This window comes from Erwinia sp. S43, from assembly GCF_016624745.1.
GTDB classification, from domain to species: domain Bacteria; phylum Pseudomonadota; class Gammaproteobacteria; order Enterobacterales; family Enterobacteriaceae; genus Erwinia; species Erwinia coffeiphila.
Map to the genome: position 1 here is coordinate 1 of NZ_JACVTX010000026.1, position 15,506 is coordinate 15,506.

The window sequence follows — 15,506 nt, forward strand, 5'->3', positions numbered from 1 at the left end:
AGTGGCTGACTTGTCAGTCGCTGTGCCGTCTCAGTGGTTGCGCATTATAGGGAGGCCGAGCGGGAACGCAAGCAGAAATATTAAGTTTTTATCTGCTTGCTGAAACTTCGTGCGAAACGCTGCTTTTTAGCCCTGTTTGATGCGTGCAGGCAGCTCTGCAAGGCTATTTAGCACCCAATCTGCCGCTTTTTCACCCTCGGCGGTAACGGGCTTCCCGGTGCGAACCAGTACTTTTTTACCCACTCCAGCCGCCGCACCTGCCATCATGTCCTCTATTTTGTCGCCAACCATATAAGAAGCGGCCATATCAATGTGCAATTCCTGCTGTGCAGACAGCAGCATTCCCGGCTGCGGTTTACGGCAGTCACAGTTTTGACGAAGCTCTTCTACTACAGCTTCAGGATGATGTGGGCAGAAATAGATGCCATCGAGATCGACATCACGATCGGCGAGCGACCAGTCCATCCACTCGGTCAGGTGCATAAACTGATCTTCGGTAAACATACCGCGGGCGATACCAGACTGGTTGGTCACCAGCACCAGCGCGAAACCCATCTTCTTTAATTCGGCCATGGCTTCAATAACGCCATCGATAAACTCAAAGTTGTCGCTTTCTGAAACATAGCCATGATCGATATTAATGGTGCCATCACGATCGAGAAAAATTGCCGGGACATTGGTAGCCACGTAGTCACTCCTGCTAAAAAATTTGCCATAGAGTATCTCACGATTGCCATAGAAGAGAGAATGCCAGTTTGAATGACTTCGATTGATTTAGACGTCTGGATGCCTTAACATCCACTTGCGTTCTGCTTTACTGCTGAATGCATAAGTAAGAATGAACGCCACGGACAACCCCCATCACGATAATAAATAAAGCAATGATAAAACTTTCAAATATTACCAAAGTGTTCCAGCAGGGTTCACGCACGATTACAGCGCTGTCCGATGTCAGCCTGCACGTGCCTGCCGGGCAAATTTACGGGGTTATCGGCGCTTCCGGCGCCGGTAAAAGTACCCTTATTCGCTGTGTTAATCTGCTGGAGCGCCCGACCTCCGGTAAAGTGCTGGTCGATAATCAGGATCTCACCACGCTCTCATCAGCACAGCTGACGCTGGCACGCCGCCAGATTGGCATGATCTTCCAGCATTTTAATCTGCTGAACTCCCGAACTGTTGCAGGCAACGTTGCGCTGCCGCTGGAGTTGGGCAATATGTCGAAAGCAGAAATAAAGAACCGCGTGGTTGAGTTGCTGGAACTGGTCGGCCTGGCCGATAAGTATGACTCATGGCCAGCCAACCTTTCCGGCGGTCAGAAGCAACGCGTGGCAATTGCTCGCGCGCTGGCCAGCAACCCAAAAGTGCTACTGTGCGATGAGGCCACCAGCGCCCTCGATCCGGCAACCACGCGTTCAATTCTTGAATTGCTGAAGGATATTAACCGCCGCCTGGGTATCACCATCCTGCTAATCACTCATGAAATGGATGTGGTGAAACGCATCTGTGACTGCGTCGCGGTGATTAGTGACGGTAAGCTGATTGAACAGGATACGGTGAGTGAGGTCTTCTCCCATCCTAAGACGCCGCTGGCCCAACAGTTTATTCAGTCCACACTGCATCTGGATATTCCTGAAGATTACCTTCAGCGCCTGTCCCCTGAAGCCCGTGAGAATACCGTTCCTTTACTGCGTCTGGAATTTACCGGCCAGTCGGTTGATGCCCCCCTCCTTTCAGAATCCGCTCGCCGTTTCAATGTGAATAACAACATTATCAGCGCTCAAATGGATTACGCGGGCGGCGTCAAGTTCGGCATTATGCTGGCGGAAATCCACGGTAGCGCCGACGATACTCAGGCCGCTATCGCGTTTCTGCAGCAAAATCATGTAAAGGTAGAGGTATTAGGTTATGTCTGAGGCAATGATGTGGTTAATGGGCCGCGGCATCTGGGAAACCCTGATGATGACCTTTGTCTCCGGCTTTTTTGGTTTTGTTATCGGTCTGCCGGTCGGTGTACTGCTGTACGTTACCCGCCCGGGACAGATTATCGCGAACGCAAAACTCTATCGCGTGCTGTCGGCGGTGGTTAACATCTTCCGCTCGATCCCTTTCATTATACTGCTGGTGTGGATGATTCCATTCACCCGAATGATTGTCGGAACTTCAATCGGTCTTCAGGCGGCGATTGTACCGTTGACCATTGGTGCGGCACCGTTTATTGCACGTATGGTGGAAAACACCCTGTTAGAGCTGCCAACCGGTCTGATTGAAGCCTCGCGCGCCATGGGCGCAACCCCGCTGCAAATCATCTGTAAGGTTCTGCTACCGGAAGCGCTGCCGGGTCTGGTGAATGCAGCTACTATTACTTTGATCACCCTGGTGGGTTACTCCGCAATGGGCGGTGCAGTGGGCGCAGGCGGCCTGGGGCAGATTGGCTATCAGTATGGCTATATTGGTTATAACGCCACTGTGATGAATACCGTTTTAGTCCTGCTGGTTGTTCTGGTGTATCTGATTCAGTTTGGCGGCGATCGCATTGTTCGCGCGGTCACTCATAAGTAAACACAACAGTAATATTCGTTATTTAAGGAAGGGACATGTCTTTTAATTTTAAAACGTTTGCTGCCGTAGGCGCACTTATCGGTACTCTGGCTCTGGTTGGCTGCGATCAGAAAGAGAAAGATCCAAACCACATCAAGGTGGGTGTGATTGTCGGTGCCGAGCAGCAGGTTGCTGAAGTGGCACAGAAAGTGGCGAAAGAGAAATATGGCCTGAACGTGGAGCTGGTGACGTTTAACGACTACGTACTGCCTAACGAAGCACTGAGCAAAGGCGATATTGACGTCAATGCCTTCCAGCATAAGCCATACCTCGATCAGCAGATCAAAGATCGCGGCTACAAACTGGTTGCAGTGGGTAACTCCTTCGTTTATCCGATTGCCGGCTATTCGAAAAAAATCAAATCACTGGATGAACTGCAGGAAGGCGCGCAGGTTGCCATTCCTAACGATCCAACCAACCTGGGTCGTTCACTGCTGCTACTGCAGAAAGTGGGCCTGATTAAACTGAAAGATGGCGTTGGTCTGCTGCCAACCTCACTGGATGTTGTTGAGAATCCGAAAAACATCAAACTGGTTGAGCTGGAAGCGCCACAGCTGCCGCGCTCCCTGGACGATCAGCAGATCGCACTGGCGGTAATTAACACTACCTACGCCAGCCAGATCGGCCTGACCCCGGCGAAAGACGGTATCTTCGTAGAAGATAAAAACTCCCCATACGTTAACCTGATCGTTGCGCGCGAAGATAATAAAGACGCAGAAAACGTGAAGAAATTCGTTCAGGCCTATCAGTCTGACGAAGTTAACGAAGCGGCTAACAAAACCTTTAACGGCGGCGCGGTTAAAGGCTGGTAATACCTTAATGCAGGCCGTACCAGCGGCCTGCATGCTTTACGAATAACTGACTCCCGTTCTGCATATCCCGCTCTCCCCTTGTTATTTCTGCTACGGCTTGCTTCAATAACGCCACTTTTACCGAACATGAGGATTCCCCATGCGTGTTTTGCCGCTCTGTTTGCTGGCCCTGTCGCTGACAGGCTGTTCGCTGCTGCAGAAACCCTACCAGCCCATCACGCCAATCGAGAAACCAGCGCAAACGGAACCTGCACGTGCTAAACCTACGGCTCATCCAGCTCCGGTAAAACTGTATACCGATGCGGCTGAACTGGTCAGCAAGCCTTTCCGCGATCTCGGAGAAGTGTACGGTGATGACTGCCAAAGCAGCACCCAGGACTCTCCACCGAATATTGCGACTGCACGCAAGCGGATGCAGGTCCGGGCTTCAGGCATGAAGGCCAATGCTGTACTGCTGCATAAGTGTGAAATTGTGAGTTCAGCACAGGGATGCTACCGCCAGGCGATTTGTCAGGGCTCGGCACTGAAAGTCTCCAATTAACAATCGTTATTGGTCCACTCAGCCAGAATCCTCAAGAATTTATTGCGATATTTCATCTCGCAACCTATGACAAAAAGTAAGAACCAGGCCGTAAAATATCGCTAAAACAGAAGGGTAAAATCATTATTTTTTAATCGCTTAGTAAGATTGCGGGTTAATTATGGGGTTGTTATATTCAGCCCCCACAATTAACATAAAAAGGATTTTCCATGCGTCTTATTACATTTTGTTTGCTGGCTATGGCTCTGGCAGGTTGTACTGCACAGTCTCATAAAACTAAGCCGATCCAGGCTGCAACACCCGCTCAGCACGCTGCTCCAGCAAAAAAAATGCTGACCAACACCAGCAGCCCAAACATTGCTATTTATAACAGCGTTGAAGCGCTGAACGGCAAAGCGTTTCTTGCGCTGGGTGGCGTTTCAGGTGATGATTGTCAGGTTGAAGCGAAAGATTTCCCACCTAATCTGGTTAATGTTCGCCAGCAAATGCAAAAACGCGCTGCTGCGCTGTCAGGTAATGCCCTGCTGATGCAAAGCTGCGAAGTATTGAGTGGCGCTCCGGGTTGTTATCGCGAAGCCACGTGTCAGGGTTCAGCCATAAGAGTCGCAGAGTAAATGTCCTCATTCTCCTTCCAGCAAATTGGTACTATTCATTCCCCCTGGAAGGAGAAATTTGCCGTTCCCAGACAGCCCGGTCTGATTGAGGACGGCGGTGGTGAACTGCGTCTTTTACCTCCCTATAATCAGCCGGAAGCGGTGAGAGGCCTTGAGGCATTCAGCCATCTCTGGCTGCTGTTTATTTTCCATCAAACCATGGAAGGTGGCTGGCGCCCTACCGTACGACCACCGCGTCTGGGCGGTAATGCACGTATGGGCGTATTCGCTACCCGATCAACCTTTCGCCCTAATCCAGTCGGGATGTCCCTGGTTGAGCTGAAAGGCATTCGCTATGAACAGCAGCAGGTTATTCTGGAGCTGGGCAGTCTCGATCTGGTCGACGGCACGCCGATTGTCGATATCAAACCCTATTTGCCTTTTGCCGAAGCCCTGCCCGATGCGCGCGCGGGTTTTGCTCAACAGGCCCCCGCAGCAGATATGGCCGTTTTCTTTACTCCGGCAGCCCAGGAACAGCTGGCACAACATCTGTTTCGTTATCCACATCTTGAGCGTTTTATTTCTCAGGTGCTGGCACAGGACCCTCGGCCGGCCTATCGTAAAGGCGAAGAACCGGATCGGGAATATGCTGCCTGGCTGCTGGATTTTAACGTTCGCTGGCGTGTCACCCTTGCGGGTACCGAAGTTATCGCTATCGACCCACGTTAATTTAGTCCGGCATCTTTTGACTCACCCGACACGCTGGTACACTAGCCGCCACGTTTTTTGACTCTCTTCCGTTCATATGGAATCGTAACTCATGCGTACTACTCAATACCTGCTCTCCACTCAAAAGGAGACACCTGCCGACGCTGAAGTGATCAGCCACCAGCTGATGCTGCGCGCCGGGATGATCCGCAAACTGGCATCCGGCCTTTATACCTGGTTACCGACCGGCCTGCGCGTGCTGAAAAAAGTTGAAAACATCGTGCGCGAAGAGATGAACAACGCCGGTGCCATTGAGATTTCGATGCCGGTTGTCCAGCCTGCCGATCTCTGGCAGGAGAGCGGCCGCTGGGAGCAGTACGGTCCGGAGCTGCTGCGCTTTGTCGATCGCGGCGATCGTCCTTTTGTACTCGGCCCAACGCATGAAGAAGTGGTCACCGATCTGATTCGCAATGAACTGAGCTCCTACAAACAGCTGCCGCTGAATGTATTCCAGATCCAGACGAAATTCCGCGATGAAGTCCGTCCGCGCTTCGGTGTGATGCGCTCGCGCGAATTTATCATGAAAGACGCTTACTCATTCCACACCACGCAGGAATCGCTGCAGGAAACCTACGACGCGATGTATCGCGCCTACAGCCAGAGCTTCACCCGCATGGGACTGAACTTCCGTGCGGTTGATGCCGATACCGGTTCAATCGGCGGTAGCGCTTCCCACGAGTTCCAGGTACTGGCACAAAGCGGTGAAGACGATGTGGTGTTCTCCACCGAGTCAGATTACGCGGCCAATATGGAAAAAGCGGAAGCGGTAGCACCAGCCGGTGGCCGTGCCGCGCCATCTCAGGAAATGGCGCAGTTCGATACGCCAAATGCCAAAACTATCGCCGAGCTGGTTGAGCAGTTTAACCTTCCGGTTGAGAAAACCGTGAAAACGCTGATGGTGAAAGCGACAGAAGAGAGCGGCCACACGCTGGTTGCCCTGCTGGTACGCGGCGACCACGAACTGAACGAAGTCAAAGCTGAGAAAATTGATATCGTTGCGGCACCGCTGACCTTCGCGACCGAAGAAGAAATCCGTGCGCTGGTAAGCGCTGGCCCGGGTTCGCTTGGTCCTGTTGGCCTGCCAATGCCAATCGTCGCAGACCGTACCGTTGCCGCGATGAGCGACTTCAGCGCCGGTGCGAACATCGATCACAAACACTTCTCGGGTATTAACTGGGAGCGCGATCTGCCGCTGCCGCGCGTCGCGGATATCCGCAACGTCGTGGAAGGCGATGCCAGCCCGGATGGGAAAGGTACGCTGCAGATTAAGCGTGGTATCGAGGTGGGTCATATCTTCCAGCTCGGCACCAAATACTCGGAAGCGATGAAAGCCTCCGTACAAGGTGAAGATGGCCGTAACCAGATTATGACCATGGGCTGCTACGGTATCGGTATCACCCGCGTTGTGGCGGCGGCAATTGAGCAGAACCACGATGAACGCGGCATCATCTGGCCAGCCGCATTGGCACCGTTCCAGGTCGCGATCCTGCCAATGAATATGCAGAAATCATTCCGCGTGAAAGAGCTGGCGGAAGAGCTGTACAGCACGCTGCGAGCCAAAGGCATTGATGTGATCCTTGACGACCGTAAAGAGCGTCCGGGTGTGATGTTTGCCGATATGGAACTGATTGGCGTGCCGCATACCATCGTGATTGGCGATCGTAATCTCGACAGCGAAGAAATTGAGTACAAATCCCGCCGCGAAGGTGAGAAGCGTATGATCAAAACCAACGAGATCGTTGAGTTCCTGGTTGCCGAACTGGCGAAGTAATTCACTGGTTTATTAACGAAAACGGCCATCGCTAATGCGGTGGCCGTTTTATTTTAAGCGGAGAAAGACGCTTAGCTGGCGGGCTGTTGCGAACGGGCGGTTAAATGATAGCGCTGCTGATTACTCAGCGGCACACCACGGACCGATAACACCTCAAGTCCCTCTTCCGTTGGGCGGAACAGCTGTTTCTCGCCGTTCATCGCCACCAGCGTTAACGTGTCTGCCGTGCGCGCCCACTTGCCGTACTGAGCAAACCGCATTCCATTGGCACCCATTTCTCGCTGCTCCAGTACATAGCTGCCATCAGCGGCCAGGAAAAGCGAAGATTCGCTGTCGCGGCAGTTTTGCCCACAGGGCATTAGCCCGCTATAGCTCTGACGCATCGGTTCCAGTGCCGCATACTGCTGCGCGGGCTGATGGTTATTACAGCCAATCAGCGTGGCAAGTACCAGTGCGGCACTGAAACTTAACAAAACCGTTTTCATCGCATCTCCTGCTGCCTGAATAAATAGACCCAAGGTCCGTTAGTCGCTGCGAACTTTGCCGCGAAGCGATTTGGTCGACGATTTACGCGCTTTACTCTCCAGCCTGCGCTTTTTAGATGCCAGCGTCGGGCGCGTACTGCGGCGAACCTTTTCAACAACCGTCAGCTCAAGGATTAAATTCTCCAGCCTTTTTAATGCCGCCTCACGGTTCATGTCCTGGCTGCGATACTCCTGCGCCTTGATAATCACTATGCCCTCAGGCGTAATCAAATGATGACTGGCGGCCAGCATGCGCGACTGATAAAACTCGGGCAGGCTGGAAGCCCGGATATCAAAACGCAGATGAATGGCCGTAGAGCTTTTATTCACGTGTTGCCCACCCGCTCCCTGCGCGCGAATCGCAGTAATTTCGATTTCAGCGTCGGGAATGGTGACATTACGTGAAAGAATAATCATGGCTTCTTACCTGCATCCAACCACGTCTCAAACTGAATTTCAAGGTGGTGGGTATCATCAGATAGCCAGATTGTGCCATCCTGAATGGTTGCCTGTAACTGCATGGAACGGGATGCAAGCTGGGTGAGTGCGCTGAGCTGTTCATCGTTCAGGTAACGAATGGACAAATTATCCTGCTGTGCCAGCTTGTTCTGATTCTGCTGCCACCAGGGCTGTGCCGCACGCCAGTTATAGGCATACAGCCAGACGTGCTGCGAACGACTGCAGGCTTTTTTAATACGTCGCTCTTCGGGCAGCCCCAGTTCTACCCACAGATCAATGCCGTTATGATCGTTAAGCTGCCAAATTTCCGGCTCATCCTCGGCGCTTAAGCCGCGGGTAAACGTTAAACGTTCATGGGCATGAACCATCCACGCCAGCAGTCGTAGCATCAGGCGCTCTTCGGTTTCAGACGGGTGACGTGCCAGCGTCAGTACCTGGTCAATAAATACATTGCGGTCCATATCCGCGACGTTAACCGTCGCTTTGTAAATCGTTGCTTTCAGTGCCATAGGGATCCTTATCTTCGTTACCGGTCATTGTAACCGATGGCGCAGCAATTCACCCGTACCCGGCTGATTTCCGATAAAAGCCTGTGCTATAGTCGATGTTAGTCAGAGAAACACTCTGAAGGAGGTGCAAGTGCAAAACTATTGTGAATTAGTTCGCCGTAAATATGCCGAGATCGGCAGTGGCGACCTGGGATACGTGCCGGATGCTCTGGCCTGCGTATTGAAAGCACTCGATGAAATAGCCGGGAATCCTGAGCTAAACTCTTCCATCAGGGAACAGGCAGCCTTTGCTGCCGCTAACTTATTGGTGAGCGACTATGTTGACGAATGAAGCCTACAAACCGATCAACTGTGATGACTACGACAGCCTGGAACTCGCCTGCCAAAAACACTGGACGCTGGCGCTGACGCTGAAAAGCGGCGAGCAGTTAAAAGCCAAAGCGAAAGATATTCTGTCGCGGAAAAACGTTGAGTACCTGACGGTGGAGATTGCCGGTGAAACCAGCGACCTCCGCCTCGATCATATTGCCAGTTTCAGCCATCCCGACCTCGGCACCGTCGTGGTTAGCGAGTCAGATTAACCCACACGTCAATCATAACAGGGGCGGAAAACACCTCGCCCCTTCCCCGTCAGGGCTTCAGGCCCGCGTAGTACGCCGCTAAATCATCGATATCTTCATCACTGAGACCGGCAACAAACGCCTTCATCACCTCAGCCTGTCCGCCACTGCGGGCACCCGTTTTATACGCGTGTAGCGCCAGTCCAAGATACGCCTCATTTTGCCCAGCCAGATTAGGGTAGATCGGCGCAGCGGCTTTACCGTCTGCACCATGGCAGGCCATACAGGCTGCGGATTTTTGCTGCCCGGCGCTACTGTCACCCGCCGCAATAACCGGCAGGCTGGTTAACAGAAACATCGCTGCCGTCAGGCTTTTTTTCAACATAGCACTCCCTGAATTCATTGTTGCCAGCGTATCCGCCAGGCGGTTTCCGCTGAAGATGGCGCCCCTTCATGGGTCACAAATACCCCCAACGCGGCAATCAGCTGTTCACCATAAAACAGCAGCGGTATACGTTCACGCCGCCAGGGCGGAATACCGGCCTCCTGCCAGAGCTTTTTCAGCGGGCGGCTGCCCGCACGGCCCACGATATGAAACGAGCCCCGCGCCTGAAATCGTACGCTGACCGTTTCCGATGACTGCGGCTGACGCAGCGATATCCCGGCATCATCTACAGCCAGCTGCCCCAGCTCAGCCGGTAACGTCAACGGCAACCAGGGTGCAGCCCAGTCGATCTGACGATCGGCCAGCGGCTCAGATGGGCGTAACCACCACAGACGATCGCGAAAACGACGAACTTCAGAAACTCCAAGCCGCAGGCACGGCGTGGCATCTTCACGGCTCAGCACCACCTCCTGCCACAGCCGCTCAAGCCCTTCCCGCGAGGGCATCGCACCGTTTTGCCGCGCAATCCAGCGCCGCAGCAGCGCAGCGCGGCGGACCGGGCTCATGCTCAACAGCGGCGTGAAACCCAGGCTTCCATCTTCGGCGATCAGCGCATCAAGCGACTCGGCCAGCAGCTCGTCAAGCAGTTGCTCCTGTTCGCCGCACAGTGCGGCGCTGCGGGCAGCGGCGGCAGAAAAGTGTGGCCAGCGTTCATTCAGTAACGGCAATATCTCTAAGCGCAGGAAGTTGCGGTCATAGCGCGTGTCCTGATTACTCTCATCTTCAATCCAGCTGAGCCGATGGCGCGCGGCCCACGCCTCAAGCTGCTGACGACTGAAATCCAGCAGCGGGCGCAGATGCAGATTGTCACCGCGCATCTGCACCGGTGACATGGCTGCCAGGCCCGCCGGGCCGCTACCGCGTTTGAGCGCCAGCAGCAGGGTTTCACTCTGATCGTCCCGGTGCTGCGCGGTCAACAGCGTTTCCTCCGGATCGATGTGCTGAGCCAGCGCCTGATAGCGTGCGCTTCTCGCCGCCGACTCAATGCCCCCCAGCCGCGCATCAACCGTCACCTTCACCACCTCCAGCGGCACCTGCCACTCCGCACACTGGCGGCGGCAGTGTGCCACCCAGCCGTCCGCCAGCGGGCTAAGACCATGATGAACGTGCAGCGCCCGCAGTCGCAGCGTCGGCCACTGCTGGCGCAGCTGCACCAGCTGGTGAAGCAGCACGGTGGAATCCAGACCGCCGCTGTAGGCCAGCAGTACGGGCTGCTCTGCCGTCAGTGAGCGTTCAAGATGAGCAAGATCTGACATGGTAATCCTAAAGAGAACACCCGGCGCGGTACGCCGGGTTTGGACGTTCCTATTTTAAGCCTGATACAGTTCCAGGGGCAAACCGTCAGGATCGCTGAAGAAGGTAAAACGCTTGCCGGTCAGCGGATCGATGCGAATATCTTCACAGATCACGCCGCGTTCGCTCAGATACTGCGTGGCGGCATCAATATCCTCCACGCTGAATGCAAGATGGCGCAGGCCGCAGGCTTCCGGCCGCGAAGGCCGCGACGGGGGTTCAGGGAACGAAAACAGCTCAATCACATAGCTGCCGTTCAGTGCCAGATCGCCCTTCCAGGAATCACGCGCTTCGCGATATACCTCTGCCATGAGCGTAAAACCCAGAATATCGCAGTAAAACGCTCGGCTGAGCGGATAGTCTCGCGCAATAATCGCGATATGATGCACCTGCTTTAACTGTAAACCGGACATGCTGTCACCTGAATCAATGCTGTTTAGCAGTACCTTACGCAGCGACGAACCTGACCGCAACGGGTGAGATTCCGTAAAACGGCCTAAATTACCGCGTCATCTTTCAGCACCCGCACCAGATACTGCCCGTCCTCGGTAAGGGTGGCACCGTGTATATCCGTTTCAAAGCCGGGATAGCGCTCCCCCACCGAACACAGCATCAACAGAAAATCGAGCACGGCGCGGCTTTCAGCAGTGATCATTTCACCCGGCATTACCACCGGTACGCCCGGTGGATAGGGCAGGATCATATTGGCCGAGATCCGCCCCACCAGCTCGCTGATATCCACGGTTTCAACATTGCCCTTAACCTGCTGCTGGAACATCTGGTGTGGAGTAAGTTTCATCTCCGGCAGTACGGCAAACGCCTGCAGCATCAGGCGCGGTAAGTCATGCTGGCAGATCAGTGAGTGGATCCCCTGCGCCAGATCCTGAATACGCATATTGCGATAAAAGTCCGGATCTTCCGCATACAGATCCGGCAGCATATTTTTGACCCGCAGATTAAGGTCGTAAGCCCGCTTGAACTCCGTCAACCCGCGCAGCACGCTCATCGCTTTGGTTTTATCAATGCCGATACTGAACAGGAACAGCAGATTGTAAGGCCCGGTTTTCTCCACCACGATACCGCGCTGATCGAGGAATTTCGCTACCAGCGCCGCCGGGATCCCCTCTTTCGCCATCTCGCCAAGCTCGCTCATACCGGGAGTCAGGATAGTGACTTTGATCGGATCAAGGTACATATGATCGGCATCCGCATCGCGAAAACCGTGCCAGTCCTCCTCGCCAGGCTGGATCGGCCAGCATTCCGGTTCATCAATGCCTTCCGGCTGCCAGATATCGAAGAACCAGCCGTCTGACTCTTCGCGCAGGCGCTGGATTTCACGGCGGAAATGCAGTGCCCTCTCAACCGAACGGTTAATCAGCCGCTTACCGGGATTACCGCGCAGCATGGCCGCCGCCGTTTCAATGGAAGCGACGATTGAATAGTTGGGCGACGTGGTGGTGTGCATCATATAGACCTCATTAAAGGTCTGTTCGTCGTAGTCGCCCTTAATGTGGATCAGCGACGCCTGCGAGAAAGCGGCCAGCAGTTTATGCGTCGACTGCGTTTCATAAATCACTTTCCCCGCCGTTCGCTCGCCGCTCATGCCGCTCAACCCGCTGTAGATAGGATGAAAATTGGTATACGGCACCCAGGCAGAATCAAAGTGGATAGAGGGAACGTCCAGCGTCTCCTTAATATACTGCGTGTTATACAGCAGCCCGTCGTAGGTTGAATTGGTAATCACCGCGTGAACCGGCCAGCTGGCACGCGGCGTCTGGGCCACTTTCTGTTCAATACTCTCTCTGGTGAACTCTCGTTTCGGTATACCACCGAGTATCCCCAGAGCGTTGCGCGTCGGCTTCAGCCAAATCGGAATAACATCACTCATCATCAACAGATGGGTCAGTGATTTATGGCAGTTGCGATCGACCAGCACGGTGCTTCCGGCGGGGGCTGCATACATGCCGACGATTTTATTTGAGGTCGAGGTTCCGTTAGTGACCATATAGCTCTGCTCGGCACCGAAGGTGCGGGCAACATATTCTTCGGCCTCAAGATGCGGACCGGTATGGTCGAGCAGCGATCCCAGTTCGGTCACCGAGATGGAAATATCCGCCTTCAGAGTGTTTGCACCAAAGAAATCGTAAAACAGGCAGCCTACCGGGCTTTTCTGGAAGGCCGTTCCGGCCATGTGTCCGGGGGTACAGAAGGTGTATTTTCCTTCTTTAACGTAGGTGAACAGCGCGCGGGTCAGCGGCGGCGTGATGTTTTCCAGATACTCATCGGTGTACTGGCGTATCCTCTGAGCGATATCCTCTGCCGCGTTAAGCGCATATTCGAAGAACCAGATCGCCATACGCATTTCGTTAATGCTGACGTCCATCGTCGAATGGGTATTGATAAAAGCATACAGCGGCAGATATTCGTTCAGCTGATTGATTTCACTGCAAAGCTCAAAGCTGTGTTCATCCCAGTCAAAAATCACGCCGCTTATTCGCGGGTTGTGCTCAATCAGCTTCAGCAGGTCCGCAGCATCGTGCGGGTAGATGGTCTGGAAGCCCTGTAATTGCAGTGCGGCATCCAGCTGTCGGATTGGTTCATCTTTATAAAAAACGTTGTGCGGTCCTACGATCGCGATAATGTTCAATGCTTACCTCCATCTGCATACAAAGGCGGAAGATTGCTTCCGCCTGGTCAAGACCGGTTGACCCTGCAGTCAAACTGTAAGCATAGCGGATCGCATCCTCTTGCGCTTATCCCTGCGGGTAAGCCTTAGCAATGTTTGCCTGAGCGCTCATCGACAGCTGCGCGGTAATGTCCTGTAGCACATAAAGATCGCGACGCCGGGTCCAGGGTTGATCGGACTGTGGGTCATACCATCGCGGCAGGGAAATTCCCCCGGGTGCAAACCCACGCACCTTACGCGCCGCACAGGTCATAATGCAGCGTTTAACATGGTCGCGATGACCCACGATCGCTGCCTTGCCCATTATTGCAGGATCGCCGGAAAAGTATTTGTTAATAATTTCCTGTACAACACCATCAGTGCTGAGATAAATCAGCTTACCGCTTTCATCCCAGTAGGGCTCTATAGAAATAATGTCACTTCGTGGAATATCCGAAAACTCGGAGGAATCCATCCAGCGCGCAATTTCCCATTGCAGATAGAGAGGCATGCGTTTATTACGCCATACGGCAGCACAGCATTGGGCCAGTGCCCTGTTCATCGGTCCAGGTAAAGCAAGCTTATTGGGATCGTGTTCAGGATTAGGTCGGTTGCCGAAGGCGAAAGCCATCACCATACTGGCCTCCTGTATGCGGCCAGTCGGTGGTGTCATGTTAAAAGCGGCATCCAGAATAAACGGGGCCAGAATATCGGCCGTGTGGCGATCCTCCAGCTGGTCGCTCAGCTGATTAAGCGCCATCCGATCGAAGGTTTTATCTTTGTGTGGCTTTTCTGCTGAAACGCAGCCGCCAACGGCGGCAGCTGCCGGGAGGGTCAGTAAACCCATGGCTAATTTACGACGATTAATATCCATAATTTCCCTTCCTTTTAGTGAGTTAGCAAAAAAAGGCTAACATGATTCGGGAAAGATTACAGATAGCATAAATTGTGAAAATTCTGAGACAAAAAAGGCCCCTGAGGGGCCTTGGTTGCGAGGATGACGAAATTAAGCGTAGCCGTAATTCATCAGGCGCTGATAACGACGATCCAGCAATTCCTCTTTGCTCAATGCATCCAGCTCCGCCAGATCTGAAAGCAGCTGCGCTTTCAGAGAATCAGCAATCGCCAGTGGATTACGGTGCGCGCCGCCCAGCGGTTCCGGGATCACGGTATCGATCAGGTTCAGCTCTTTCAGACGTGGGGCAATAATCCCCATCGCTTCCGCAGCCAGCGGCGCTTTGTCAGCGCTTTTCCACAGAATCGATGCGCAGCCTTCCGGTGAGATCACCGAGTAGGTGCTGTACTGCAGCATATTCACTTTGTCGCCCACGCCGATAGCGAGTGCACCACCTGAACCACCTTCACCAATCACCGTACAGATAACCGGCACTTTCAGACCGGACATCTCACGCAGGTTGCGGGCGATAGCTTCAGACTGACCGCGCTCTTCCGCACCCACACCCGGATAAGCACCAGGGGTATCGATAAAGGTGACGATAGGCATATTAAAACGCTCGGCCATCTCCATCAGACGCAGCGCTTTACGGTAACCTTCCGGTGCCGGCATGCCGAAGTTACGGCGAATTTTCTCTTTGGTTTCGCGCCCTTTCTGATGACCAATGATCATCACCGGACGGCCTTCCAGACGAGCGATGCCGCCAACAATGGCTTTATCATCGGCATAGGCACGGTCGCCCGCCAGCTCATCAAAATCGGTGAAAACGTTACGAACATAATCCAGCGTATAAGGACGCAGCGGATGACGCGCAAGCTGCGCGATCTGCCATGCACCTAAATCGGAGAAGATTTTACGGGTCAGTTCCACGCTTTTATCGCGCAGACGCTGAACTTCTTCATCCAGATTAATATCCAGTTTTTCATCCTGACGGCCAACCGATTTCAGTGAATCAATTTTCGCTTCAAGCTCTGCGATTGGCTGTTCAAAATCCAGGTAATTAAGACTCATAA

The 15,506-nt window shown here is 53.6% G+C and carries 19 protein-coding genes; 9 read left to right on the plus strand and 10 right to left on the minus strand.

The window, feature by feature from the left end; all coding sequences use genetic code 11:
• Positions 1-126 precede the first annotated feature (126 nt).
• The gene (gene gmhB / locus IBT47_RS21860; protein WP_105595473.1) at positions 127-687 is read right to left on the minus strand and encodes a D-glycero-beta-D-manno-heptose 1,7-bisphosphate 7-phosphatase; all 561 of its coding nucleotides are present in this window, start codon (positions 685-687) and stop codon (positions 127-129) included.
• A 194-nt stretch (positions 688-881) separates the two neighbouring features.
• Between gmhB and metN the strand changes: the two genes are divergently transcribed.
• The 7 genes from metN to proS all read left to right on the plus strand — a co-directional run bounded on the left by metN (position 882) and on the right by proS (position 7,083).
• Entirely contained in the window at positions 882-1,913 is a 1,032-nt protein-coding gene (gene metN, locus IBT47_RS21865; RefSeq protein ID WP_200563023.1) for a methionine ABC transporter ATP-binding protein MetN, read from the plus strand.
• On the plus strand, positions 1,906-2,559 hold the full coding sequence (locus tag IBT47_RS21870) for a methionine ABC transporter permease MetI (protein WP_105595471.1): 654 nt from the start codon (positions 1,906-1,908) through the stop codon (positions 2,557-2,559). Before metN ends, IBT47_RS21870 begins: the two co-directional genes overlap by 8 nt.
• Before the next feature lie 35 nt (positions 2,560-2,594).
• Entirely contained in the window at positions 2,595-3,410 is an 816-nt protein-coding gene (locus tag IBT47_RS21875) for a MetQ/NlpA family lipoprotein (RefSeq protein WP_105595470.1), read from the plus strand.
• Between the two features lie 139 nt (positions 3,411-3,549).
• Complete coding sequence (rcsF, locus tag IBT47_RS21880; protein ID WP_200545318.1) at positions 3,550-3,951, plus strand: Rcs stress response system protein RcsF; 402 nt, start codon at positions 3,550-3,552, stop codon at positions 3,949-3,951.
• Positions 3,952-4,160: 209 nt separating this feature from the next.
• Entirely contained in the window at positions 4,161-4,565 is a 405-nt protein-coding gene (gene rcsF / locus IBT47_RS21885; RefSeq protein ID WP_200563025.1) for an Rcs stress response system protein RcsF, read from the plus strand.
• A complete protein-coding gene (gene tsaA / locus IBT47_RS21890) occupies positions 4,566-5,273 on the plus strand; it encodes a tRNA (N6-threonylcarbamoyladenosine(37)-N6)-methyltransferase TrmO (RefSeq protein WP_200563027.1) in 708 nt (235 codons plus the stop codon).
• A gap of 91 nt (positions 5,274-5,364) precedes the next feature.
• Complete coding sequence (gene proS / locus IBT47_RS21895; protein ID WP_200563030.1) at positions 5,365-7,083, plus strand: proline--tRNA ligase; 1,719 nt, start codon at positions 5,365-5,367, stop codon at positions 7,081-7,083.
• A gap of 71 nt (positions 7,084-7,154) precedes the next feature.
• On the opposite strand, the gene IBT47_RS21900 is transcribed toward proS, so the two are convergent.
• Genes IBT47_RS21900 through IBT47_RS21910 form a run of 3 tightly spaced genes read right to left on the minus strand, consistent with a single transcriptional unit; the run spans position 7,155 to position 8,575 of the window.
• Positions 7,155-7,568, minus strand: a complete 414-nt coding sequence (locus IBT47_RS21900) for a copper resistance protein NlpE N-terminal domain-containing protein (protein ID WP_200563032.1) — start codon at positions 7,566-7,568, stop codon at positions 7,155-7,157.
• A 39-nt stretch (positions 7,569-7,607) separates the two neighbouring features.
• Positions 7,608-8,024 carry an alternative ribosome rescue aminoacyl-tRNA hydrolase ArfB gene (gene arfB / locus IBT47_RS21905; protein ID WP_200563034.1) on the minus strand — a complete coding sequence of 139 codons (417 nt, stop codon included), beginning with the start codon at positions 8,022-8,024 and terminating at the stop codon, positions 7,608-7,610.
• A complete protein-coding gene (locus IBT47_RS21910) occupies positions 8,021-8,575 on the minus strand; it encodes a YaeQ family protein (protein ID WP_105595463.1) in 555 nt (184 codons plus the stop codon). The genes arfB and IBT47_RS21910 overlap by 4 nt, the downstream gene beginning before the upstream one ends.
• Positions 8,576-8,705: 130 nt before the next feature.
• Here IBT47_RS21910 and IBT47_RS21915 point away from each other — a divergent pair, with 130 nt between their 5' ends.
• Complete coding sequence (locus IBT47_RS21915; protein ID WP_105595462.1) at positions 8,706-8,906, plus strand: YaeP family protein; 201 nt, start codon at positions 8,706-8,708, stop codon at positions 8,904-8,906.
• Positions 8,893-9,156, plus strand: coding sequence for a Rho-binding antiterminator (gene rof, locus IBT47_RS21920; RefSeq protein ID WP_105595461.1), 264 nt, complete (start codon positions 8,893-8,895; stop codon positions 9,154-9,156). The genes IBT47_RS21915 and rof overlap by 14 nt, the downstream gene beginning before the upstream one ends.
• Positions 9,157-9,205: 49 nt before the next feature.
• Here the strand turns inward: rof and IBT47_RS21925 are convergent, their stop codons facing one another.
• The 6 genes from IBT47_RS21925 to accA form a co-directional block, all read right to left on the minus strand.
• Positions 9,206-9,520: a cytochrome c gene (locus IBT47_RS21925; RefSeq protein ID WP_105595460.1), complete on the minus strand. Its 315-nt coding sequence runs from the start codon at positions 9,518-9,520 to the stop codon at positions 9,206-9,208.
• A gap of 14 nt (positions 9,521-9,534) precedes the next feature.
• Positions 9,535-10,836 (minus strand): tRNA lysidine(34) synthetase TilS, encoded by a 1,302-nt coding sequence (gene tilS, locus IBT47_RS21930; RefSeq protein WP_200563036.1) that lies wholly within the window; start codon positions 10,834-10,836, stop codon positions 9,535-9,537.
• A 54-nt stretch (positions 10,837-10,890) separates the two neighbouring features.
• Positions 10,891-11,286, minus strand: coding sequence for a VOC family protein (locus tag IBT47_RS21935; RefSeq protein ID WP_105595458.1), 396 nt, complete (start codon positions 11,284-11,286; stop codon positions 10,891-10,893).
• 83 nt (positions 11,287-11,369) lie between these two features.
• The gene (locus IBT47_RS21940) at positions 11,370-13,520 is read right to left on the minus strand and encodes a lysine decarboxylase LdcC (protein ID WP_105595457.1); all 2,151 of its coding nucleotides are present in this window, start codon (positions 13,518-13,520) and stop codon (positions 11,370-11,372) included.
• Between the two features lie 106 nt (positions 13,521-13,626).
• Positions 13,627-14,412 (minus strand): hypothetical protein, encoded by a 786-nt coding sequence (locus IBT47_RS21945; RefSeq protein WP_234472048.1) that lies wholly within the window; start codon positions 14,410-14,412, stop codon positions 13,627-13,629.
• A gap of 132 nt (positions 14,413-14,544) precedes the next feature.
• Positions 14,545-15,504 carry an acetyl-CoA carboxylase carboxyl transferase subunit alpha gene (accA, locus tag IBT47_RS21950; protein ID WP_200545309.1) on the minus strand — a complete coding sequence of 320 codons (960 nt, stop codon included), beginning with the start codon at positions 15,502-15,504 and terminating at the stop codon, positions 14,545-14,547.
• Positions 15,505-15,506: the final 2 nt, after the last annotated feature.

Excerpts from the sequence above, each read along its gene's own strand:
- metN (WP_200563023.1), top strand. The coding sequence starts at position 882 with ATGATAAAACTTTCAAATATTACCAAAGTGTTCCAGCAGGGTTCACGC.
- IBT47_RS21870 (WP_105595471.1), top strand. The coding sequence starts at position 1,906 with ATGTCTGAGGCAATGATGTGGTTAATGGGCCGCGGCATCTGGGAAACC.
- IBT47_RS21875 (WP_105595470.1), top strand. The coding sequence starts at position 2,595 with ATGTCTTTTAATTTTAAAACGTTTGCTGCCGTAGGCGCACTTATCGGT.
- rcsF (WP_200545318.1), top strand. The coding sequence starts at position 3,550 with ATGCGTGTTTTGCCGCTCTGTTTGCTGGCCCTGTCGCTGACAGGCTGT.
- rcsF (WP_200563025.1), top strand. The coding sequence starts at position 4,161 with ATGCGTCTTATTACATTTTGTTTGCTGGCTATGGCTCTGGCAGGTTGT.
- tsaA (WP_200563027.1), top strand. The coding sequence starts at position 4,566 with ATGTCCTCATTCTCCTTCCAGCAAATTGGTACTATTCATTCCCCCTGG.
- proS (WP_200563030.1), top strand. The coding sequence starts at position 5,365 with ATGCGTACTACTCAATACCTGCTCTCCACTCAAAAGGAGACACCTGCC.
- IBT47_RS21900 (WP_200563032.1), bottom strand. The coding sequence starts at position 7,568 with ATGAAAACGGTTTTGTTAAGTTTCAGTGCCGCACTGGTACTTGCCACG.
- arfB (WP_200563034.1), bottom strand. The coding sequence starts at position 8,024 with ATGATTATTCTTTCACGTAATGTCACCATTCCCGACGCTGAAATCGAA.
- IBT47_RS21910 (WP_105595463.1), bottom strand. The coding sequence starts at position 8,575 with ATGGCACTGAAAGCAACGATTTACAAAGCGACGGTTAACGTCGCGGAT.
- rof (WP_105595461.1), top strand. The coding sequence starts at position 8,893 with ATGTTGACGAATGAAGCCTACAAACCGATCAACTGTGATGACTACGAC.
- IBT47_RS21925 (WP_105595460.1), bottom strand. The coding sequence starts at position 9,520 with ATGTTGAAAAAAAGCCTGACGGCAGCGATGTTTCTGTTAACCAGCCTG.
- tilS (WP_200563036.1), bottom strand. The coding sequence starts at position 10,836 with ATGTCAGATCTTGCTCATCTTGAACGCTCACTGACGGCAGAGCAGCCC.
- IBT47_RS21935 (WP_105595458.1), bottom strand. The coding sequence starts at position 11,286 with ATGTCCGGTTTACAGTTAAAGCAGGTGCATCATATCGCGATTATTGCG.
- IBT47_RS21945 (WP_234472048.1), bottom strand. The coding sequence starts at position 14,412 with ATGGATATTAATCGTCGTAAATTAGCCATGGGTTTACTGACCCTCCCG.
- accA (WP_200545309.1), bottom strand. The coding sequence starts at position 15,504 with ATGAGTCTTAATTACCTGGATTTTGAACAGCCAATCGCAGAGCTTGAA.